This window comes from Neobittarella massiliensis (ex Bilen et al. 2018) (assembly GCF_900289145.1).
Classification (GTDB): Bacteria; Bacillota; Clostridia; order Oscillospirales; family Ruminococcaceae; genus Neobittarella; species Neobittarella massiliensis.
On record NZ_OKQO01000001.1, the window covers coordinates 243,921 to 262,651 of the forward strand.

At 60.1% G+C, this 18,731-nt stretch carries 19 protein-coding genes and 1 other annotated feature; of the genes, 10 read left to right on the plus strand and 9 right to left on the minus strand.

Translation table 11 applies throughout. The features are described from left to right. Positions 1 to 1,937 precede the first annotated feature (1,937 nt). Together C6Y32_RS01195 and C6Y32_RS01200 are read right to left on the minus strand one after the other, a co-directional pair. On the minus strand, positions 1,938 to 2,843 hold the full coding sequence (locus C6Y32_RS01195) for an NAD(P)-dependent oxidoreductase (protein ID WP_105203331.1): 906 nt from the start codon (positions 2,841 to 2,843) through the stop codon (positions 1,938 to 1,940). 141 nt (positions 2,844 to 2,984) lie between these two features. After that, a complete protein-coding gene (locus C6Y32_RS01200; RefSeq protein ID WP_105203332.1) occupies positions 2,985 to 3,479 on the minus strand; it encodes a deoxycytidylate deaminase in 495 nt (164 codons plus the stop codon). A 252-nt stretch (positions 3,480 to 3,731) separates the two neighbouring features. Between C6Y32_RS01200 and cdd the strand changes: the two genes are divergently transcribed. From cdd to C6Y32_RS01220, 4 genes are all read left to right on the plus strand, one after another. Continuing rightward, complete coding sequence (cdd, locus tag C6Y32_RS01205) at positions 3,732 to 4,151, plus strand: cytidine deaminase (RefSeq protein WP_105203333.1); 420 nt, start codon at positions 3,732 to 3,734, stop codon at positions 4,149 to 4,151. A 120-nt stretch (positions 4,152 to 4,271) separates the two neighbouring features. Then, on the plus strand, positions 4,272 to 4,700 hold the full coding sequence (locus C6Y32_RS01210) for a cytidine deaminase (RefSeq protein ID WP_105203334.1): 429 nt from the start codon (positions 4,272 to 4,274) through the stop codon (positions 4,698 to 4,700). Continuing rightward, positions 4,701 to 5,561, plus strand: a complete 861-nt coding sequence (gene rsmA / locus C6Y32_RS01215) for a 16S rRNA (adenine(1518)-N(6)/adenine(1519)-N(6))-dimethyltransferase RsmA (RefSeq protein WP_105203335.1) — start codon at positions 4,701 to 4,703, stop codon at positions 5,559 to 5,561. Positions 5,562 to 5,829: 268 nt separating this feature from the next. After that, positions 5,830 to 6,390: a DUF5105 domain-containing protein gene (locus C6Y32_RS01220; RefSeq protein ID WP_105203336.1), complete on the plus strand. Its 561-nt coding sequence runs from the start codon at positions 5,830 to 5,832 to the stop codon at positions 6,388 to 6,390. A gap of 897 nt (positions 6,391 to 7,287) precedes the next feature. Here the strand turns inward: C6Y32_RS01220 and C6Y32_RS01225 are convergent. The 7 genes from C6Y32_RS01225 to C6Y32_RS01255 all read right to left on the minus strand — a co-directional run bounded on the left by C6Y32_RS01225 (position 7,288) and on the right by C6Y32_RS01255 (position 15,151). Continuing rightward, entirely contained in the window at positions 7,288 to 8,457 is a 1,170-nt protein-coding gene (locus tag C6Y32_RS01225) for a M20 metallopeptidase family protein (protein ID WP_164998064.1), read from the minus strand. Positions 8,458 to 8,619: 162 nt separating this feature from the next. Continuing rightward, on the minus strand, positions 8,620 to 10,314 hold the full coding sequence (gene argS, locus C6Y32_RS01230) for an arginine--tRNA ligase (RefSeq protein WP_105203338.1): 1,695 nt from the start codon (positions 10,312 to 10,314) through the stop codon (positions 8,620 to 8,622). A 251-nt stretch (positions 10,315 to 10,565) separates the two neighbouring features. Beyond that, positions 10,566 to 10,988 carry a YwiB family protein gene (locus C6Y32_RS01235; RefSeq protein ID WP_164998065.1) on the minus strand — a complete coding sequence of 141 codons (423 nt, stop codon included), beginning with the start codon at positions 10,986 to 10,988 and terminating at the stop codon, positions 10,566 to 10,568. A gap of 160 nt (positions 10,989 to 11,148) precedes the next feature. Then, a complete protein-coding gene (locus C6Y32_RS01240; protein ID WP_243562431.1) occupies positions 11,149 to 12,327 on the minus strand; it encodes a sensor histidine kinase in 1,179 nt (392 codons plus the stop codon). Then, positions 12,317 to 13,018 carry a VanR-ABDEGLN family response regulator transcription factor gene (gene vanR / locus C6Y32_RS01245; protein ID WP_105203340.1) on the minus strand — a complete coding sequence of 234 codons (702 nt, stop codon included), beginning with the start codon at positions 13,016 to 13,018 and terminating at the stop codon, positions 12,317 to 12,319. The genes C6Y32_RS01240 and vanR overlap by 11 nt, the downstream gene beginning before the upstream one ends. Positions 13,019 to 13,217: 199 nt before the next feature. Continuing rightward, positions 13,218 to 14,036, minus strand: a complete 819-nt coding sequence (gene murI, locus C6Y32_RS01250) for a glutamate racemase (protein ID WP_105203341.1) — start codon at positions 14,034 to 14,036, stop codon at positions 13,218 to 13,220. A gap of 47 nt (positions 14,037 to 14,083) precedes the next feature. After that, the gene (locus tag C6Y32_RS01255) at positions 14,084 to 15,151 is read right to left on the minus strand and encodes a D-alanine--D-alanine ligase family protein (protein ID WP_105203342.1); all 1,068 of its coding nucleotides are present in this window, start codon (positions 15,149 to 15,151) and stop codon (positions 14,084 to 14,086) included. Between the two features lie 498 nt (positions 15,152 to 15,649). Between C6Y32_RS01255 and rpmG the strand changes: the two genes are divergently transcribed. The 6 genes from rpmG to rplJ all read left to right on the plus strand — a co-directional run bounded on the left by rpmG (position 15,650) and on the right by rplJ (position 18,688). Continuing rightward, a complete protein-coding gene (gene rpmG / locus C6Y32_RS01260) occupies positions 15,650 to 15,799 on the plus strand; it encodes a 50S ribosomal protein L33 (protein WP_105203343.1) in 150 nt (49 codons plus the stop codon). A 24-nt stretch (positions 15,800 to 15,823) separates the two neighbouring features. Then, positions 15,824 to 16,075: a preprotein translocase subunit SecE gene (gene secE / locus C6Y32_RS01265; RefSeq protein WP_105203344.1), complete on the plus strand. Its 252-nt coding sequence runs from the start codon at positions 15,824 to 15,826 to the stop codon at positions 16,073 to 16,075. A 35-nt stretch (positions 16,076 to 16,110) separates the two neighbouring features. Then, positions 16,111 to 16,632 (plus strand): transcription termination/antitermination protein NusG, encoded by a 522-nt coding sequence (gene nusG / locus C6Y32_RS01270; protein ID WP_105203345.1) that lies wholly within the window; start codon positions 16,111 to 16,113, stop codon positions 16,630 to 16,632. A gap of 114 nt (positions 16,633 to 16,746) precedes the next feature. After that, complete coding sequence (gene rplK / locus C6Y32_RS01275) at positions 16,747 to 17,172, plus strand: 50S ribosomal protein L11 (protein ID WP_105203346.1); 426 nt, start codon at positions 16,747 to 16,749, stop codon at positions 17,170 to 17,172. A gap of 58 nt (positions 17,173 to 17,230) precedes the next feature. Continuing rightward, positions 17,231 to 17,926, plus strand: a complete 696-nt coding sequence (gene rplA / locus C6Y32_RS01280; protein ID WP_105203347.1) for a 50S ribosomal protein L1 — start codon at positions 17,231 to 17,233, stop codon at positions 17,924 to 17,926. A 37-nt stretch (positions 17,927 to 17,963) separates the two neighbouring features. Continuing rightward, positions 17,964 to 18,127: a sequence feature (ribosomal protein L10 leader region), on the plus strand. 48 nt (positions 18,128 to 18,175) lie between these two features. Next, entirely contained in the window at positions 18,176 to 18,688 is a 513-nt protein-coding gene (rplJ, locus tag C6Y32_RS01285) for a 50S ribosomal protein L10 (RefSeq protein WP_105203348.1), read from the plus strand. Positions 18,689 to 18,731: the final 43 nt, after the last annotated feature.

The following is an 18,731-nucleotide window of genomic DNA, read 5'->3' on the forward strand; positions in this document are numbered from 1 at the left end:
GGCATGTGGTATGTGGTATTTGGAATTTTATAGGTATCATGGAAAGTTCACCGCTTGCGACAGCGTGGGGACGGCAGGGATGTGTGCGCGCCTGTTCGCAAAGAGAGGTATGGGCAGACATGGGGCGCATTATGTACGGCTATGCGCGTGTGGTGGGATGTTGGAGGTCATACCTGTACAGCGGGTTTGGAATAGATGGTTGTGGTCTGTCGCCAATTGCTGTGTACACGGTGTGGGCGGTATTGGAGCTTTATGGGTAGTTGTGTATGTTTGCGAGAGGCTTGTTGCCTGCTGCTCGTAGCTGGGTGGGACGGCGGCTATATGTGCATGACTGTGTACAAAGGGAGGGGGAGGTGCCGGTCGCGCTATGCGTGGCTATGTGCGGATATGCGCGCACAGTGGGGTGCAGGTGGTGACACGTGTGGCCGGTTGAAAACAGGTGGATGGTTATGGATGGTTGCGGTCTGGTATAAATTGTCATGTACATGGTGTACGGGTGGCATTTAGAACTTTACAGGCGGTTGTAAGTAGTCGGGGCGAGGTTTATTGCCTATAGTTATATGTACCTAGGCAGGATACCGATGGCGATGTATGCGTGGCGGGCTGGGATAGGCGTGTGCGTATGGGTGAATACCAATGGGCGGGTATGCGGTGTGCGGCTGATATTGGTATGAGCAGGGGTGATTTGTGCGGCTACGTACGCAGGGATCGTTATAAATGCCTGTATCTGTACACGCACACAGGTGCAGTGGCGTTTTGGGGGTAAGATCTGTGTAACAGGTTGCAAAAGACCGGTGGGTGCGGATGAGTACGGCGTAACGGCGATATCTGGGCGCGGGGTGGGGCTTGGACCTACACAGGTAGTTGTGCATACTTGAGCAGGGCCTACTGTTTGCGGCTGTGTGAGAGCGGCGATTACACACACGTGGCTGTGGCTGTGTATAAAGGAGGACACGGGTAGGTGCAGGGCTTACTGCGTATGGCTGTGTGTACCCAGGCGGGGGACCGGTGGTGATGTATGCGTGGTGGGCTGCGGGTAGGCGTGTGCGGATGGGTGCGTGCCAATGGGTGGGTATGGGGCGTGCGGCTGATATTGGTATGAGCGGGGGTGATTATGCGGCTACATGCGCAGAGGGCCCATTATGAATGCCTGCATATACACAAGAGCGGTGGTGCTTTGTTTTAGGGGTAATATCTGTGCTGCAGGTTGTCAAAAGACCGGTGGGCACGGATGAGTACGGCATAACGGCGATATCTGTGCGCGGAGTGGGAGTTGTGCATACTCGAGCAGGGCCTACGGTTTGCGGCTGTGTATGTTCGGCGGAGGAGCTGGTAATTGTTTGAAATGTTTTGCAATACGGATGACCACCGATCGGGGCACGCGTACACGCGTACGGGAGTTTGTGGTCGATGACCGTGTACACAGTGGATTGCAGGAGAGCGGACGCTTTGTATACGGCGGGTGGCAGATAGAGAGGTCGCGGCCCAGTACCGACCACTGTATACAGCTGGTGTATAGCCTGCATGGAGACTGAGAGACACTTGTGTTGTGTAGAGACCAATTTTTATGGCTGTGTGTGTATGGAGCGGTTTTTCGGTGGCCGTATGATGCGTGCGGCCAGACGTGAATATATGGGGGAGATACATCGGCGATGTCTGTGGGGGCGACGGGCTTTGATATACTTATACGAGTAGTTGAGAGAGCCTGTTCGCGCGCATGCGTGAGGCCTATCGGTCGTGACCGCGCATTAGCGCATTAAAAACAGGCCTACATAGCTGTACGATGTAAGCCTGTGGGGTATATGTGCATGTTCAGCCTGCGAATAGGTGTATGGGCGTGTCCCGACCCGGCGCTGGTAGCTTTTGGCTTTGTGCGGTGGGCGGCTGGTCGCGGCCTTTGCAGCTGGCTATCGGTCATGTTATCTGGAGTTATGGGTTCACAGGGCGCCGTCGAGGAATTTTTGTGCGTTGGCGATGACTTTATCGGTGAGGCGCTGGGTGCACTGGATCGAGGCGCCAGAGCCCTGTGGGGTGTACAGCACGCCCCGTGTGCCCTGCAGCTGATCGGCGGCTGTGCCCATGCCGCAACCGTCGCAGAGATAGTAGTTATCAGGATCGGCGGCCAGCCAATTTTTGAGGGCCTCTATCTCGAAGGTGGGGCCCAGCGAGGTGTTGAGCAGGATCTTGCCCCCGCCAAAGTGGGAAAAAGCCTCGCTGTCGAGCAGGTGCAGGCCCCGGGGCAGATGGGTGGAGACGGCGTCGCAGGTCTTTAGCAGCTGGTGCAGCGGCAGGTAGGTGAGACCGCGCTCCTCCTGGCTGGGTTTGCGGGTGCGGCTGTAGTAGTAGAGCTCGCAGCCGAAATAGCGCAGTGCGTCGGCCAACAGGATACCCACGGTGCCCAGACCGATGATGCCCACCTTGAGACCGCCCAGCTCTCGCGGCCGGCCCTTATATAGCGGGCCGCCAAAACCGTGCAGCAGCTGGATGAGGGCGGAGAGCTCGTACTCGATGACACCGTTGTCGCCGTAGTCGAAGATACCGGTGACCGGGATGCCCAGCTCCTGGGCGGTGCGGATGTCGACGTTGGCGCTGTCGGGGCCGTACAGGCTGCAGCACATGCCGATATACTTGAGGTCTTTGGCTGCGCGGATGGCCCGGCCGCTGATGGGCGTCTTGTATGAGACCAGCAGACAGTCGGCGCCTTGCAGACGGTCGATGACCGTCTGCTCGTCGGGGAGGTCGCAGTAAAAGTCGGCCTGTTGGCTCATGGCCTGCAGGCGCTGGATGCCGTTTTGGTTGATGCCGGTCTGATCGACCGCCACCAGATGCCTGAATTTTTGCATGGACGCACACTCCTTTAAAAGTATACAGTGTACAGTGTACAGGACGGCGGTGGCGCCGCCGGGGGATGCGTACAGTATCATAACGGAAGCCCGCCCTGTACCCGGACAGGGCGGGCTGATCGTCTGGGGGAAATATGGGCTCTAGTAACCGGCGGTACCGGTGAGCGACTCGTCGTTTTCGATCCACTCGCTGGAGACATCGATGGTGCGGTAGACGTCGCGGGTGTCGCGGATGATGACAGTGTCGATGCCGGCGTTGATGATGAGCCGCTTGCACATGGAGCAGGAATTGGCGTTTTGCACGTAGGCGCCGGTGCGCGCGTCTTTGCCCACCAGGTACATGGTGGCGCCGATGGTCTTGGAGCGCTCGGCGGAGATGATGGCGTTGGCCTCGGCGTGGACGCTGCGGCACATCTCGTACCGCTCGCCGCGGGGGATCTGCAGCTTTTCGCGCAGACAGTAGCCCATGTCGCAGCAGTTTTTGCGGCCGCGGGGAGCCCCCACGTAACCGGTGGAGATGATCTCGTCGTTGGAGACGATGATAGCGCCGTAGTGGCGGCGCAGACAGGTGCTGCGGGAGAGTACGCTCTCGGCGATATCTAAATAGTAGTTGATCTTATCTCTTCTGGCAGACATTGCAGTGACACCTCTTTGCGGGAAAATTGGGGAGAGCGGCAAAAGAAAGTTTTCCGCTTTTCTCTTATCATAGTGCATCGACGGTTGTTTTTCAATTCCAAGTGGGTAAAAATTGTGACAAAGCAGCTAAAAAAGTGGTCGATGGGGTGCTTTTAGAGGGGAAAATAGATGATTTGTTTTGCCCCGACCAGCGCTTTTATGGTATACTGACAGCAAAGCGGGCGCTGTGCCCGCCACAAGGAGGGGACGACATTGACAGCTGAGCAGGAAAAGACGCTGGTACAAAAGGCGATCGAGGCCACCGCCGGAGCTTATGTGCCCTACAGCGGGTTTCGCGTGGGGGCCTGTGTGCTGGGCGAGGACGGGGAGTTCTACACCGGTTTTAATGTGGAGAACTCGTCTTACGGGGCCACCATCTGCGGGGAGCGCACCGCTATTTTGCACATGCTGGCCAGCGGGAAATCGCGCAAGATGCGGGCGTTGGCTATTGCCTCGACCATGGGGAAGGACCTGAGCTGCTGCGGCATCTGCCGCCAGTTTATGGTGGAATTCATCGAGTCGGGGGACATGCCCATCTACGCCAGCGACATGCAGGGCAATTTTGAAAAGACCACCTATGACGAGATCATGCCCAAGGCGTTTGCCTCGTTTAAAGCCACAGCCCAGGGGTAGACGCATATAGGGCCTGTATAGGGCCTATTGAGATTAGCAGGCCGGCCGGCAGCGCCGCGTTGCCCCCCAGTGGGGAGCGCCGCTGTGGCCCGGCGAGATAAAAGAGGAGGAGCGAGCGCTATGGCGATCAGCAGAGAACAGGAAGAGATACTGATAAAAAAATCGATCGAGGCGGCACCGGGTGCCTATGTGCCCTACAGCGACTTTCATGTGGGGGCCTGCGTGCTGGGCGAGGACGGCAATTTTTACACCGGCTTCAACATCGAGAACGTCTCGTACGGGGCGACCACCTGCGGCGAGCAGGCGGCGGTCATAAGCATGCTGACCAATTCTAGCTGCCGCAAAATAAAGGCGCTGGCGGTGGCGGCGGGCAACAGCTGCGACTCGATGCCGTGCGGGATCTGCCGCCAGTTTTTGTGTGAGTTCGTCGAGAGCCCGGAGGTGCCCATCTACTCGGTGGCGATGGACGGCCGCTATATGGTAAAGCCCTTTAGCGAGGTGATGCCGTACGCCTTTATGAACTTTGAGAAGGACGGCACCGACAAATAGATGGATGGTTTGTGGAAAATAGGGTCGATCAAGGATATTTTGGGGCGGCACGGTTTTACCTTTTCCAAGTCGCTGGGGCAGAACTTTTTAGTGAACCCCGCGGTGTGCCCGCGCATGGCCGACAGCTGCGGCGTGGATGCGCAGTCGGGCGTGATCGAGGTGGGGCCGGGCCTGGGCGTGCTGACCTGTGAGCTGGCCCGCCGAGCCCGGAAGGTGGTGGCCATTGAGCTGGACGAGCGGCTGCTGCCGGTGCTGGACGAGACGCTGGATGAGTTTGGCAATGTGCGGGTGATAAACGGCGATGTGCTGAAGCTGGACCTGCGCCAGATCATAGCCGACGAGTTTGGCGGTATGGACGTGTGCCTGTGCGCCAACCTGCCCTACTATATCACCTCGCAGGTGATCATGAGGCTGCTGGAGGAGCGGCTGCCGCTGCGCAGCATTACTGTGATGGTGCAAAAGGAGGCCGCCCAGCGGCTGTGCGCCCCCATGGGCAGCCGGGACTGCGGTGCGGTGACGGCGGCGGTACACTATTACAGCGAGCCGGAGATCCTCTTTAAGGTGTCGAAAGGCAGCTTTATGCCCGCCCCCAAGGTGGACTCGGCGGTGATACAGCTGCATGTGCGGCAGCAGACCCCCGACCTGGGCTGCGACGAGCGCCAGTTTTTTAAAGTGGTGCGGGCGGCGTTTGCCGGCCGCCGCAAGACGGCGATCAACAGTGTGAGCATGTCGCTGGGCATAGAGAAAGAGCGGGTGGCGGCTGCCTTTGCCACCGCCGGGATCGCCCCCACCAGCCGCGCCGAGCAGCTGCAGCTGCAGCAGTACGCGGCGCTGACGGCAGCGCTGTACGGCGGAAAATAATAGGAAATGACCGGAATAAAAGCCAGAAACTGACAGATAATCTGTTGGTTTTCTGGCTTTTTAATATCTGAATTGAAAATTGTAGAGAAATGTGGTAAAGTGTACATTGTCATTCTGTGCAGAACGTGTGTCTTTTTTGGCGTATATGCATAAAAAAACAGATCTGGTGCGTGCAGACCTGTAAAACTACGCCAGTGAAGCCGGGGCAGCGGGATGAACGGAAATGTACAGATTATAGGTCATACTGTGAAAAAGGAGAGGACGTAAGATGAAAAAAGTCGTTTCGATGATCCTGTGTGCAGTGCTGATGCTGGGCGTATTTGCCGGCTGCGGCGCGCAGAAACCGGAGGATGTCATCAAATCGGAGTTCAAGGCCATCAGCAGCCTGAAGGATGACGAGTACACCAAAGTGCTGGGCGACTCGCTGGGCCAGTCGGGCCTGGGCACCGACAATGAGGAGAAACTGGTAGAGGCGCTGCTAAAGAACCTGAGCTGCGAGACCGGCAAGTCTACCGTAAACGGCGATACCGCCACCGTCTCTTGCAAGATTACCAACGTGAACTTTGGCGAGGCCATCCAGCAGGGCTACCAGGATGCGCTGGCCAACGCGATCGCCAATATGGGGACCTTGTCGGAGGATGAGCTGACCCAGCAGACCAGTGACATTCTGGTCGACGCGCTGGTCAATGCCGACGCCAGCAACAAGATCACTCTGGATGTAAACATCGAGCTGAAGAAGGTCAGCGGCAAGTGGGAGATCCAGGAGAGCGACGAGCTGACCAACGCGATCGTGGGCGATATGATAAACGCCATGCAGGAGCTGCAGTAAGCGACAGCTGAAACTGTAGAGAAACGCAGCCGGGAGACCGGAACGCGCCCCCAATAGAAAAGACCCCCGGGAACAGGCACAGAGTCTGTTTTCGGGGGCCTTTTTTGCGCTTGGGCCTTTTGAGCGGGTCTGGGGGTACCGGGGGCACATGGGGCGCCAGTACCGAGGGCGCAGGCCACGGAGCTGCCGAGAAGACGGTGCTATTTGAAGGGGGCCGTAGCCGCTGCGGGAAAGACTGGCCGTATACCCGTACGGGTGGTGGGGCTTTGATAGAAACCTGCCGGTGGAAAAACTCTTTGCGCCGGGGCCGCAGGATCGGCCGGAGAGCGGTGATCTTTGGCGCGCAGACATTGGCGGTCGTGCCGGCGGTTCGACACATTGTTATATTGGTGTAGTGCTGTAGTGCTGTAGTAATGTTTTGGGGGCATACGGAGGCTATCTGCTGACAACGGCTGCCGGCGGCAGGCTGGATATACGCTCTATAATGGCGCCTAGTGCCCGGCCTGACGGCGCCCGGTGGGGAGATGCCGGCCGAGGAGACACTGAGGAGCAGCCGCCGGTTTGGCAGGAGCAGGACGAAGCGGCACCGATGGCGGGACAGGCAGAGTTGGGGGGCGGCAAAACACCGGCGGTGCGTTGCCCGGGCCGGGAGCGGCGTACAGCTGCTGTCTGAGAGCAGCGGGTGTTTGACCTCGGGGCGGCGAGTGGGCTCTGCGCTGAACATGCGCTCACGTGTTCATGTTCAGTACCCGGGTGGCACCGGTGGCAGAGCGGGAGCGCTGGTGTACTGGCGTGGTGGAGGTGATCACCTGGGCCATTGGGGCCCGCGCGGAATGGCAGAGACTCGCCGTCGCCGGGTTGGACCTGTCTGCTCGCGTGGGGGCTGTGCGAAGGCGTTTAGGCGCGGAGGAAGGTGGCGGCGTAGGCGGCCAAAAAGGCGGCGGCAGTGGGCAGCGAGCTGTCATCGAGGGCAAAGCGGGGGTTGTGGTGCACCCCGACGGTGCCGGGCTGACCGCTGTGGGCGCCGATGCGCAGGTAAAAGCCGGAAAAGGCAGACAGGAACTCGGCGAAGTCATCGGAGCCGGTATCGGGGTCGCCGGATGGGGCCAGAGGGATACCCAGCTGGGCGCAGAGCGCCTGCCCGGCAGCGGCCGCCTCGGGATCGTTATAGCAGGGGGGGAGCATGCCCTCGAAGTCCAGTGTGGCCCGGCAGCCGTGGGCGGCGGCGATACCGGTGGCGATCTCTTCCATCGAGCGGCGGATGACGTCGATATCGCCGGGCTTAAAGTAGCGCAGATTGCCGCTGACCACCGCCTGTTCGGGCACGATGTTGAAGGCGGTGCCGGCGTGGAAGGTGCAGGGATTTATGACGCACACGTCGAACGGGGCGTGCCGATTGACCGGGATGGCGGAAAACTCGCGCAGGATGTCGCTGGCTGGGCGGATGGGGTCGCGGCAGAGATCGGGCCGGGAGCCGTGGCCGCCGGTGCCCGAGACGGTGAGCGTCCACTGGGCGATGCCGGCCATCATGGGACCGGCGGGCAGCTGGATGTGGCCGCCCGGCAGCGAGCCGGAGACGTGGGCGGCGATGGCCTGATCTACGCCGCCGTTTTCTTTGAGGTAGTCGACGATCTGCCAGGCGCCGCCCTCGCTGACTTCCTCGGCGGTCTGAAAGCAGAGGTACACGCTGCCGCACAGCGACTTTTGGTTTTGCAGCAGCAGTTTGGCCACCCCCAGCAGGCAGGCGGCGTGGTAGTCGTGCCCGCAGGCGTGCATGACGCCCGGCACCTGGCTGGCGTAAGAGAGGCCGGTCTCTTCCTGCAGGGGCAGGGCGTCGATATCGGCGCGGATGGCCAGGCGGCGGCCGGGTAGCGGGCCGTCGAGCCGGGCGATCACGCTGCGGTTTTTGAGTACGACCGGCTCAAGGCCCATGTTTTGCAGCTCCTGCTGGATGTGGCGGCTGGTGGCCGCCTCCTGCAGCGAGAGCTCGGGGAATTGGTGGAACTGGCGGCGCCAGAGCACCATGTAGTCGCCCAGTTGTTGGGCCTGTTTTTGAATCTCGGTCATGGGGCAGTCCTCCTTGTGCCTTTGTGTGGAGCCGGCCGCACCGCAGGGGCCCATAGGGGAGCGGCGCGGTGGCAGGGTGGGGATGCAGCTGCTAAAAAAGCAGCTGATAGATAGCATAAAACCGCCTATCGTACGGGCAATAGGCGGTTTTACAGAAAGAGATCACATGGATTCGGGGGCGGTGATGCCCAACATGCGCAGTACGTTGGCCAGTACCTGCTTGGTGGCCAGGCACAGGTTCAGGCGGGCCTGCAGCAGGTCGTGGGCCTCGCCTTTGACGCGGCAGGCGTTATAGAACTTGTGGAACAGAGTGGCCGTCTCGAGGCAGTACTTGGTCATCTTGGAGGGGTCGAGAGCCTTGGCGCTCTGCTCGATACAGTCGGTGAGACCGGCGAGGTGGCGGATGAGTGCGCGCTCCTGCTCGGTAGAGAGCAGGGCCAGCTGCTCGGGGGTGCAGCTCTCGGCGGTGACGCCTTCGGCGGACAGCGCCTTGAGGATGCTGCAGATGCGGGCGTGGGCGTACTGGACGTAGTAGACCGGGTTCTCGGACGAGTTTTTGATGGCCAGGTCGAGGTCGAACTCGCAGTGGGTGTTGGGCTCGCGCTGGTTGAAGAAGAAGCGGGCGGCGTCGACGGGGATCTCGTCGAGCAGGTCTACCAGCGAGATGGCTTTGCCGGTGCGCTTGCTCATGCGGGCGACTTCGCCGCCGCGCATGAGGCGGACCATCTGCATGAGCACCACGTCGAGTTTGCTGCCGTCGAGGCCGACGGCGTCCATAGCGCCTTTGAGCCGGGCCACGTGGCCGTGGTGGTCTGCGCCCCAGACGTTGACCACCCAGTCGAAGCCGCGCTCGGCGAACTTGTTGTAGTGGTAGGCGATGTCGGCGGTAAAGTAGGTGGGCACCCCGTTGGCGCGCACCAGCACGTCGTCTTTTTCGGCGCCGTACTCGGTGGCTTTATACCAGATGGCGCCTTCTTTTTCGTAGGTGAGACCGCGCTCTTTCATCAGGTCGACGATCTTCTGTACGCTGCCATTTTGGTGCAGGACGCTCTCTTTGAACCACACGTCGTAGTGGATGCGGTATTTGGCCAGATCGTCTTTTAGTTTTTGGATGTTCAGCGGCAGCGCGTAATCGACCAGGGCATGGCTGCGCTCCTCGGGGGTGCAGTCGACCAGCTTGTCGCCGTACAGGTCGGCATACTCCCGGGCGCGCTGCTTGATATCCTCGCCCTGATAGCCGTCCTCGGGGAACTCGACGTTCTCCTCGCCTTTGTAGATCTGCAGGTAGCGGGCGGCCAGCGACTTGCCGAATTTTTCGATCTGGTTGCCGGCGTCGTTGATGTAGAACTCGCGGGTGACCTGGTAGCCGGCCCAGTCGAGCACGCTGGCCAGACAGTCGCCCAGCGCGCCGCCGCGGGCGTTGCCCAGATGCATGGGGCCGGTGGGGTTGGCCGAGACGAACTCGACCATGGCTTTTTGGCCCTGCCCCATGTCGCTGCGGCCATAGTGGTCGCCCTCCTGGCGGACGGCCAGCACCGACTGGGAGAACCAGCTGCCGTTTAAAAAGAAGTTGAGAAAGCCGGGACCGGCCACTTCGCACCGGTCGAAAAAGGTGCCGGACAGGTCGGCAGCCGCCACGATGGCGTCGGCGATCTGGCGGGGGGCGCGCTTAAAGGTGCGGGCGCCGACCATGGCGGCGTTGCAGGCGAAGTCGCCGTGGGCGGTATCGGCCGGGATCTCGACGGCGAAGTCGGGCAGGGGGGCCTCTGGCAGCGCGCCGTCGGCCATGGCTTTGGCCAGCGCGGCCGAGACGATCTGGGCCACTTGCAGTTTGGCCTGTTTAACGAGGTTAGACATGATGTACTTCTTTCCTTTCTGCTGGGGGGCGCGACGCGGCGGCCCGTGTACCTGTGCCGGGGCGCAGAGAGCGGCCCGGGAGCTGTTTGCTGCCGGTGGGCAGCGCAAGAACCGCGGCGCCGCCGACAGGCGGCCGTGGGGCGGCTCTTACACTTTTTGTGCTGCGCGGCGAGGACAGAGACTACCGGTAGGCAGTGGCTGGACCGGCCTGTGGCACAAAAAGAGGGTGGGTGGCGGCCCGCCGGGGCGGGCTAAGAGATACGCACCGAGATATCGATGCTGTTTTCGATCTCGTAGTCGCGATCTACGTCGATGGTGTAGGCAAAGGTGAGCTGGCCGCCCATCTCGGTGAGGCGGTTGCGGATGCGGCCGCCCACGATCTCGATATCCATGATGCCGTAGCCGGTATCGTAGCTGCAGGGGTTGCGGCGGCCGCTCTCGATGAGCAGGTGGGTGCGGCTCTTGCCGAAGCGCAGCATGGTGACTGCCTTTTGCCCGTCGACCTTTAGAGTGGTGGTGTCGCCGTCGAAGCCGGTGGCCTCGGTCTCGGTGTAGGAGAGGAAATACTTGCCGTCTTTTTGGTAGAAGTAGCCCTCGGTCACCAGCTCGGTGGTCTCGCTCTCGCCGTCGGCGGTGGAGGTCGCTTTTAGGGTGATGAGCGCGTCTTTTTTCAATACGCCACTCCTTCTCTTGGTCTGTTTTTCGGCGGGGGCGCCGCCTGGGGGCGGGCGCCGGGCCGGCTTTTTAGCTAACTGCTTTATTTTACCCTACTGCCTACAAAAAAACAAGCCCGAGCGGGCTTGTATCGGCCAAAAGTGGCGGTGTATCGGGGGGCTAGACGGCGCTTTCGGGGCTGTTTGCCGGCAGCATGACGGTGAAGCAGGTGCCCTGTGCGCTGCTGGCGGCATGGATGTTGCCACCGTGGGCGGTGACGATCTCTTTGGCGATGGCCAGGCCCAGCCCGGCGCCGCCGTTTTTGGTGCCGCGGGCGCTGTCGAGCCGGTAGAACTTTTCGAAGATGGAGTCGAGCTGGTCTTGGGGGATGATCTTCCCCTGATTGTAAAAGGAGACGAACACCTCGTCTTCCTGCTGCTTGGCGACGATGCGGATAGGGGTACCGGGGGCGCTGTAGGCAGCGGCGTTTTTGAGGATGTTGTTAAATACCCGGGCCAGCTTGTCGGGGTCGGCCTGGACGGTGAGTTCCGGCGGGGCCTCGACCTCCACCGTGTTGCGGGTGGCCGACAGGATGGGGTAGAACTCGTCGGCCATCTGCCGCAACATGTAACAGAGGTGCAGCGGCTCTCTGTAGAGGACGATGCTCTGGAGGTTAAAGCGGGTGATCTCGAAAAATTCGTCGATGAGCTGCTCGAGGCGGTAGGCCTTTTCGAGGGTGATGCCGATGTAGCGGGTGCGCTGCTCGGTGGGCAGGTCGGGCGCCTCCTGCAGCAAGTTGAGGTAGGCGATGACCGAGGTGAGCGGCGTTTTGATATCGTGGGCCAGGTAGACCACCAGGTCGTTTTTGCGCTGCTCGGCGGCGTGGGCCTCCCAGCTGCGGCGGTCGAGGGTGGTGCGGATATCGGTGATCTTTTTGGCAAAAGGCGCCAGACTGCTGTCGAGGGCTAAAGCGGTGGCTTCGGGCGCCAGCAGCGTATCCATCCCCATATAGATCTGCTGCAGATCGTCTTGCAGCGCAAACAGCTTGCGGCAGGCCCTGGACAGGGTGAAGATGACCAGCACGGCGATGATATAAAAGGGGAGGTTGCGCTCGGTAAATTTGTAAAAGGAGTAGTCGGTGCCCCAGACGCCGATGCGCAGGATGCCCCGGCAGACCATCCGCCAGATCCTGTATGCGGGGGTGTACAGCGGCATGCCCGGAGTCATGAGATAAAAGAGCAGCCCCACCCCGCCGGCGGTGAGCAGCGGCGGCCACAGGATAGAGGTGAGCTGCCGCACCCAGCGGCGCCAGTTGTAGCGTTTTTTTCTGGCCGTTTGCGGCCTGTTTTTACCCCTCAAGTTTATACCCCACTCCCCATACGGTCTTGATGTAGCGGGGGCGGTCTCCCGACTCGCCCATTTTTTCGCGCAGATGGCGGATGTGCACCATGACGGTGTTGTTGTCGCTGGTGTAGTAGCCCTCGCCCCAGACGGACAAGAACAGCTGCTCGGCACTGACCACTTTGCCCCGGTTTTGGCACAGGTGCCAGAGGATGGAGAACTCGGTGGGGGTGAGGGACAGCGGTTTTTCGTTTAGAAAGCACTGGTGGCTGTCGCGGTCGATGATGAGGCCGGAGACGCTGATGACCGAGCCGTCGGCGCCGGCTGTCTCGCCGCCGTAGGTGCGGTACCGGCGCAGCTGTGCCTTGACCCGGGCCACCAGCTCCAGCGGGCGAAAGGGCTTGGTGATGTAGTCGTCGGCCCCCAGCGACAGGCCGCTGATCTTGTCGGTCTCGTCGCCTTTGGCGGTGAGCATGATGACCGGGTAGTTGTGGCCCCCGTCGCGGATGGCCCGGCAGATGGAGAAGCCGTCGGCATCGGGCAGCATGACGTCCAGGATGGCCAGGTCGATGGACTGGCTGCCGATACAGGCGATGGCCTGCGCGGCGGTGTAGCACTTGTGGACTGCAAAACCCTCGTTTTTTAAGTAGAGGGCCACTACGTCGGCGATCTCCTGCTCGTCATCCACTACTAAAATATCAGTCTGCAACAAAAATCCTCCTCTTTTGGTATCCGCTCTCTATCATAGCACAGGCGGCTGCGCATTTGTTTAAGAAAACCTTAAAGTGCGGCGGCGGTGCCGACAGCAGCAAAAAGCGGGCCGGACGGCCATGAGGCGCCCGGCCCGCGGTGGGTGTTTGACTTGCCGGCCCGACCGGCCGCGGCGGTCGGGCCGGAGGTGGCGGTGCTTACAGGTCGTTTACGTCGACGGTCTGCACCTGGCCGCAGAAGGCGTCGCCCATGAAGATCGAGGCCACCGACTGAAAGTCGGACTGGTCGGTGATGTAGTAGGCGTCGGCGGGCTGGCCGTCGCCCCGGTAGGGGGCGGCCAGATGCTGCTCGTTTAGGATCTGGGCCACCTGGCGGGCGGTGTACACCCCGGGGTCGATCAGGGTGACCCCGTCGCCCAGCACCCGACTGATGACCGGAGCCAGGATGGGGAAATGGGTGCAGCCGAGGATGAGCGTGTCGACCCCTTTTTCGCGGATGAAGGAGAGGTAATCCTGCGCCACCAGCGTGGTGACCGGGTCGTTGGGCTGGATGTAACCGTTTTCGACCAGCGGCACGAACAGCGGGCAGGCGCGGGCCACGGCGGTGACCTTGGGGTCGCAGCGGTGGATGGCGCGGGCAAAGCTGCCGCTGTTTACGGTGGCGGTGGTGCCGATGATGCCCACCTTGCCCACCCGGGTGGCGGCGGCCGCAGCGGCGGCGGTGTGCTCGATGACGCCGCAGTAGGGCACCGGCAGCGCGCGGATGAAGCTGTCGTCGACGGTGGAACTGATGGTGCCGCAGGCGGCCACGATGAGCTTGACGCCTTGGCGCAGCAAAAAGCCGCTGTCTTGCCCGGCGTAGGTCATGAGGGTGGAGCGGCTGCGGGTGCCGTAGGGGACCCGGGCAGTGTCGCCGAAGTAGACGATCTGCTCGCTGGGCAGCAGCGCCTTGAGCTGCTTGACCACCGTGAGCCCACCCAGGCCGGAATCGAATACGCCGATGGGTCTGGTATCCATAATCATACGCCCCTTTTTGGTGTTTTGGCGACTAGACGACTTGGCGGCTACTGGGCCGCACGCGCGAGCCCCAGCTGGATGAGCCGATCGCACAGCTCGGGGTAGGGGATGCCGCAGGCGTCCATCATTTTGGGGTACATGCTGATGGAGGTGAAGCCGGGCAGGGTGTTGATCTCGTTTAAGTAGATGAAGTCGTCGCCGACGAAGAAGTCGACCCGCGACAGGCCGGTGCAGCCCAGGGTAGAGAAGGCGCGCCGGGCGATATCCTGTACCTGGCGGAGAGTATCTTCGGGCACCCCGGCGGGGATGAGCAGTTTGCTGGTGCCGGAGATGTATTTGGCCTCGTAATCGTAGAAGTCGGCCTCGGGCACGATCTCGCCGGGCACGCCGGCGATGAGCTCGCGGTTGCCCAAGACGGCGCACTCCACCTCGTGGGCGGTGATGTTCTTTTCGATGAGCACCTTGCTGTCGTGGGTGAAGGCCAGCAGCACCGCGTCTTTGAGGGCGCTCTCGTCTGACACTTTGGTGACCCCCACCGAAGAGCCGGCGTTGACCGGTTTGACAAAGCAGGGGTAGCCCAGCTTTTGGGCCACCTGCCGCTTATACTGCTCGAACTGGTCCATATCGTATTTGGTGAACCACAAAAACGGGGTGGTGGCGATGCCCGCCTGCTCGAGCAGCACCTTGGTGACCACCTTGTCCATGCAGTTGGCCGAGGAGATGACGTCGCAGCCCACATAGGGGATGCCGCAGAGCTCGAGCAGGCCCTGGATGGTGCCGTCCTCGCCGTTTTTGCCGTGCAGTACCGGGAACACCACATCGACGGCCACAAAGGCGGTGGTGCCGTCGGCGAGGAATTTGGTGATACCTTTTTTAGAGCGGTCGGGCAGGATGGCACAGCCCACACAGTCGGGGTGGGTCTTATAGCTGCCGTCGGCGATCATGTCGTAATCGCCGGGGAAGTAGAGCCAGCGGCCGGACTTGGTGATGCCGATGGGCAGCACCTCGTACTTGTCGGCGGGGATATTTTTGATGACGCTGGTGGCCGATTGCAGCGAGACTTCGTACTCGCTGGAGACGCCGCCGAATAAGACGGCTACTTTTATTCTGGACATAGTAAAATGCTCCTATCTGCAGCTTTACTGGCCGCGCAGAGATGGGGGCCGCGGCTGTGCGCCGGGCGGTGTACATACCTTTAAATATATACCTATGCGGCGGCCGCCGCTGTTTTGCCCGCCGCCGGGCACCGGGGCCGGTATAGGCTGGTGTGGGGCTGGTGTGGGGCGGTTGTGGGCGGGGCAAGCGGTCTGCCTCAGGCTATTTTAGCACAATTCGCCGCCGCGTTCAATTTATTTGCGGCACTATATAAACGGCGCTGTTGCAGATGCGAAGAGGGGAGCGCGCCGGTATAGTGGGCGGCGCGGCAGCTGCCGGTGGAGAAAAATGGAACAGCTCACGGCTGGAATTGGGGCAAACAGCTTGACTTCTGCCCGGGGGTGTGCTATATTGAGTGTACCTCTAAAAAAGGGCTTATTTTTTTGTGCAAAAATTTGTGCGGGACGAGCCCTTCTGAGGGAGGCTAAAAAATCTGAGTATATCAGGAGGTGCCGTTAATGAGAGTGAAGGTCACTTTGGCTTGCACCGAGTGCAAGCAGCGCAACTACAACACCATGAAGAACAAGAAGAACAACCCTGACAGACTGGAAATGAACAAGTATTGCCGTTTCTGCAGGAAACACACTCCGCACAAGGAGACAAAATAGGCGAAAGGCAGGAGGGGACACCCTATGGCAAAAACCAGTACGGATAAAGCGGTGAAAAAGCCCAGCCGTTTCAGCCCCAAACGTATCGCCTCAAGAACAGCCAAGTACTTTAGAGACCTGAGAAGTGAGATCAAAAAGATCGTGTGGCCCGGCAAGAAACAGGTCATCAACAACACCATCGTGGTCATCGTGATGGTGCTGATCGCCGCCGTCGTGCTGTGGGGTCTTGACTCGCTGCTGGGTCTGCTGGTCCAGCTGCTCCTTAAAAACGCTTAGTCGGGCGCAGCCCCGGCGCGTGGAGGGATAAGATTATGTCAGAAACCGCCGCCAGATGGTATGTGGTGCACACCTATTCCGGCTATGAGAACAAGGTGGCCCAGAACCTGGAAAAACTTGTTGAGAACAGAAATCTGCAATCCCTGATTTACGAAGTCAAGGTGCCGACTGAACTGGTCGTCGAACAGAAAGAGGACCAGCAAAAAGAGGTCGAGCGCAAACTGTTTCCCGGTTATGTCCTGGTGAAGATGGAGATGACCGACGATTCCTGGTATGTTGTGCGCAACATACGGGGCGTAACGGGTTTTGTAGGCCCCGGCTCTAAGCCGGTGCCCCTGTCACCCCGCGAAGTAGAGAACCTGGGCGTGGAGAAGCGCTCGTTTAAGGTCGACTACAAGGTGGGCGACAGCGTCAGCATCAAAGAGGGGCCCCTCAAAGATTTTGTGGGGACTGTCGAGGAGCTGGACGCAGAGGCCAACCTGGTGAAGGTGAAGGTCTCGATGTTTGGGCGGGAGACCCCCGTCGAACTGGAGCTGTCGCAGGTACAGCTGGTCTGATTTTTTATGTGAAACACGGCCCTGCCAGCCGCAAAACCGGCATGTGGGAGAAAGAGCGCGCCGCTGCGGCGACTCTATCGCAATGACCACAATCTTTTTGGAGGTGCAAATAAAATGGCACAAAAGGTAGTAGGCTTTATCAAGCTGCAGATCCCCGCAGGAAAAGCGACTCCGGCCCCCCCGGTCGGCCCTGCTCTGGGTCAGCACGGCGTCAATATCATGTCGTTCACCAAGGAATTCAACGAGCGCACCAAAAATGACGTCGGCATGATCATCCCTGTCGTCATCACCGTATACGCTGATCGTTCGTTCAGCTTCATCACCAAGACTCCTCCGGCTGCTGTGCTCATCAAAAAGGCCATCGGTCTGGACAAGGCTTCGGGCGAGCCCAACAAGAACAAAGTCGGCTCGATCACCAAAGAGCAGATCCAGAAGATCGCCGAGACCAAAATGCGCGACCTCAATGCTGCGAGCATCGAGTCGGCCATGAGCATGATCGCCGGTACTGCGCGGAGCATGGGCATCACTGTAGAGGAGTAAAACCCTACTCGTGGGAGGAAATTTCCGCTAATTACCACTATTACAGGGAGGAACGAAAGTGAAACACGGTAAGAAATATACAGATAGCAAGAAGGTCGTAGACACCGACAAGTTGTACGACCTGGAAGAGGCCAGCGCGCTGGTATGTGAGACCGCCAAGGCCAAGTTTGACGAGACCGTTGAGATCCATGTGCGTTTGGGCGTCGACTCCCGCCATGCCGACCAGCAGGTCCGCGGCGCGGTAGTGCTGCCCAACGGTACCGGTAAGACGGTGCGCACTCTGGTGTTTTGCAAGGGCGACAACGAGAAACTGGCCCAGGAGGCCGGGGCAGATTACATCGGCGCCGAGGATATGATCCCCAAGATCCAGGGCGGCTGGATGGATTTTGACGTGGTCATCGCCACCCCCGACATGATGGGCGTGGTCGGCCGTTTGGGTAAAGTGCTGGGCCCCCGTGGCCTGATGCCCAACCCCAAAGCCGGCACCGTTACCCCCGATGTGGCCAGAGCCATCACCGAGGCCAAGGCCGGTAAGATCGAGTACCGCCTGGACAAATCGAACATCATCCACTGCCCGGCCGGCAAAGTTTCCTTTGGCCCGGAGAAGCTCGGCGAGAACATCAGCACCCTGATGGACGCCATCGTGAAGGCAAAACCCGCCGCTGCCAAAGGCACCTACATCAAGTCTTGCGTCATCGCCTCTACCATGGGGCCTGGCGTAAAGGTGAACCCCAACAAGTTCATTCAGCAGTAAGCAAAAAAGCGTTTGACTTTTTGGCGCTTACCTGCTAGAATATATTTGCTGTCATTCTAAGACAGCAGGTGCACCCGTGCGTAATAGGGAGAGTATTCCCTGCCTGCCGAGGATGAGGTCTTACAGAATACATCGCTTTGCCATTGTATTTTCGAGCCCTTCTTCGCGCACACGCCGAAGAAGGGCTCTTCCTTTTTCCAAGTGACGGCACTGTGTACACCAAAACGACTTAACCGGAGGTGAATTCATTTGCCAAGCGAGAAGATTTTACTGCAGAAACAGCAGCTGGTCGCCGAGCTCAAAGAGAAGATCGAGGGCTCTATGGCCGGTGTTCTGGTCAGCTACAAAGGCATCAACGTGGAGGACGACACCGCGCTGCGCCGCGAGCTGCGTGAGGCCGGCGTAGATTACGCGGTCGTTAAAAACACCATGCTGCGCCTGGCTGTTGCCGGCACCCCTTACGAGGAGCTGGTAGGCGAAATGAAGGGGAGCACGGCTCTGGCCGTATCGAAAGATGACCCCATCAGCGCTGCGAAGATCCTGAGCAAGTACGCCGACAAGGCCCAGAATGGCTTTGCCGTGAAGGCGGGCTTCTTAGAGGGCAAGACCCTGGATCTGGCCGGCGTGAGCGAGATCGCCAAACTGCCCAGCCGCGAGGAGCTGCTCAGCATGCTGTGCAGCGCTCTGGAGGGCAACATCCGCGGGCTGGCTGTTGCGCTCAACGCGATCGTGGAGAAAGACGGCGAGGGAGAGGCTGCTTAATCGCCTCTGTTTTTGCCCCACAACAACTTAAAAATTAGGAGGT

Coding starts and splice junctions, on each gene's coding strand:
- C6Y32_RS01195 (WP_105203331.1), bottom strand. CDS start 2,843: ATGCAAAAATTCAGGCATCTGGTGGCGGTCGATCAGACCGGCATCAAC.
- C6Y32_RS01200 (WP_105203332.1), bottom strand. CDS start 3,479: ATGTCTGCCAGAAGAGATAAGATCAACTACTATTTAGATATCGCCGAG.
- C6Y32_RS01210 (WP_105203334.1), top strand. CDS start 4,272: ATGGCGATCAGCAGAGAACAGGAAGAGATACTGATAAAAAAATCGATC.
- rsmA (WP_105203335.1), top strand. CDS start 4,701: ATGGATGGTTTGTGGAAAATAGGGTCGATCAAGGATATTTTGGGGCGG.
- C6Y32_RS01220 (WP_105203336.1), top strand. CDS start 5,830: ATGAAAAAAGTCGTTTCGATGATCCTGTGTGCAGTGCTGATGCTGGGC.
- C6Y32_RS01225 (WP_164998064.1), bottom strand. CDS start 8,457: ATGACCGAGATTCAAAAACAGGCCCAACAACTGGGCGACTACATGGTG.
- argS (WP_105203338.1), bottom strand. CDS start 10,314: ATGTCTAACCTCGTTAAACAGGCCAAACTGCAAGTGGCCCAGATCGTC.
- murI (WP_105203341.1), bottom strand. CDS start 14,036: ATGGATACCAGACCCATCGGCGTATTCGATTCCGGCCTGGGTGGGCTC.
- C6Y32_RS01255 (WP_105203342.1), bottom strand. CDS start 15,151: ATGTCCAGAATAAAAGTAGCCGTCTTATTCGGCGGCGTCTCCAGCGAG.
- rpmG (WP_105203343.1), top strand. CDS start 15,650: ATGAGAGTGAAGGTCACTTTGGCTTGCACCGAGTGCAAGCAGCGCAAC.
- secE (WP_105203344.1), top strand. CDS start 15,824: ATGGCAAAAACCAGTACGGATAAAGCGGTGAAAAAGCCCAGCCGTTTC.
- nusG (WP_105203345.1), top strand. CDS start 16,111: ATGTCAGAAACCGCCGCCAGATGGTATGTGGTGCACACCTATTCCGGC.
- rplK (WP_105203346.1), top strand. CDS start 16,747: ATGGCACAAAAGGTAGTAGGCTTTATCAAGCTGCAGATCCCCGCAGGA.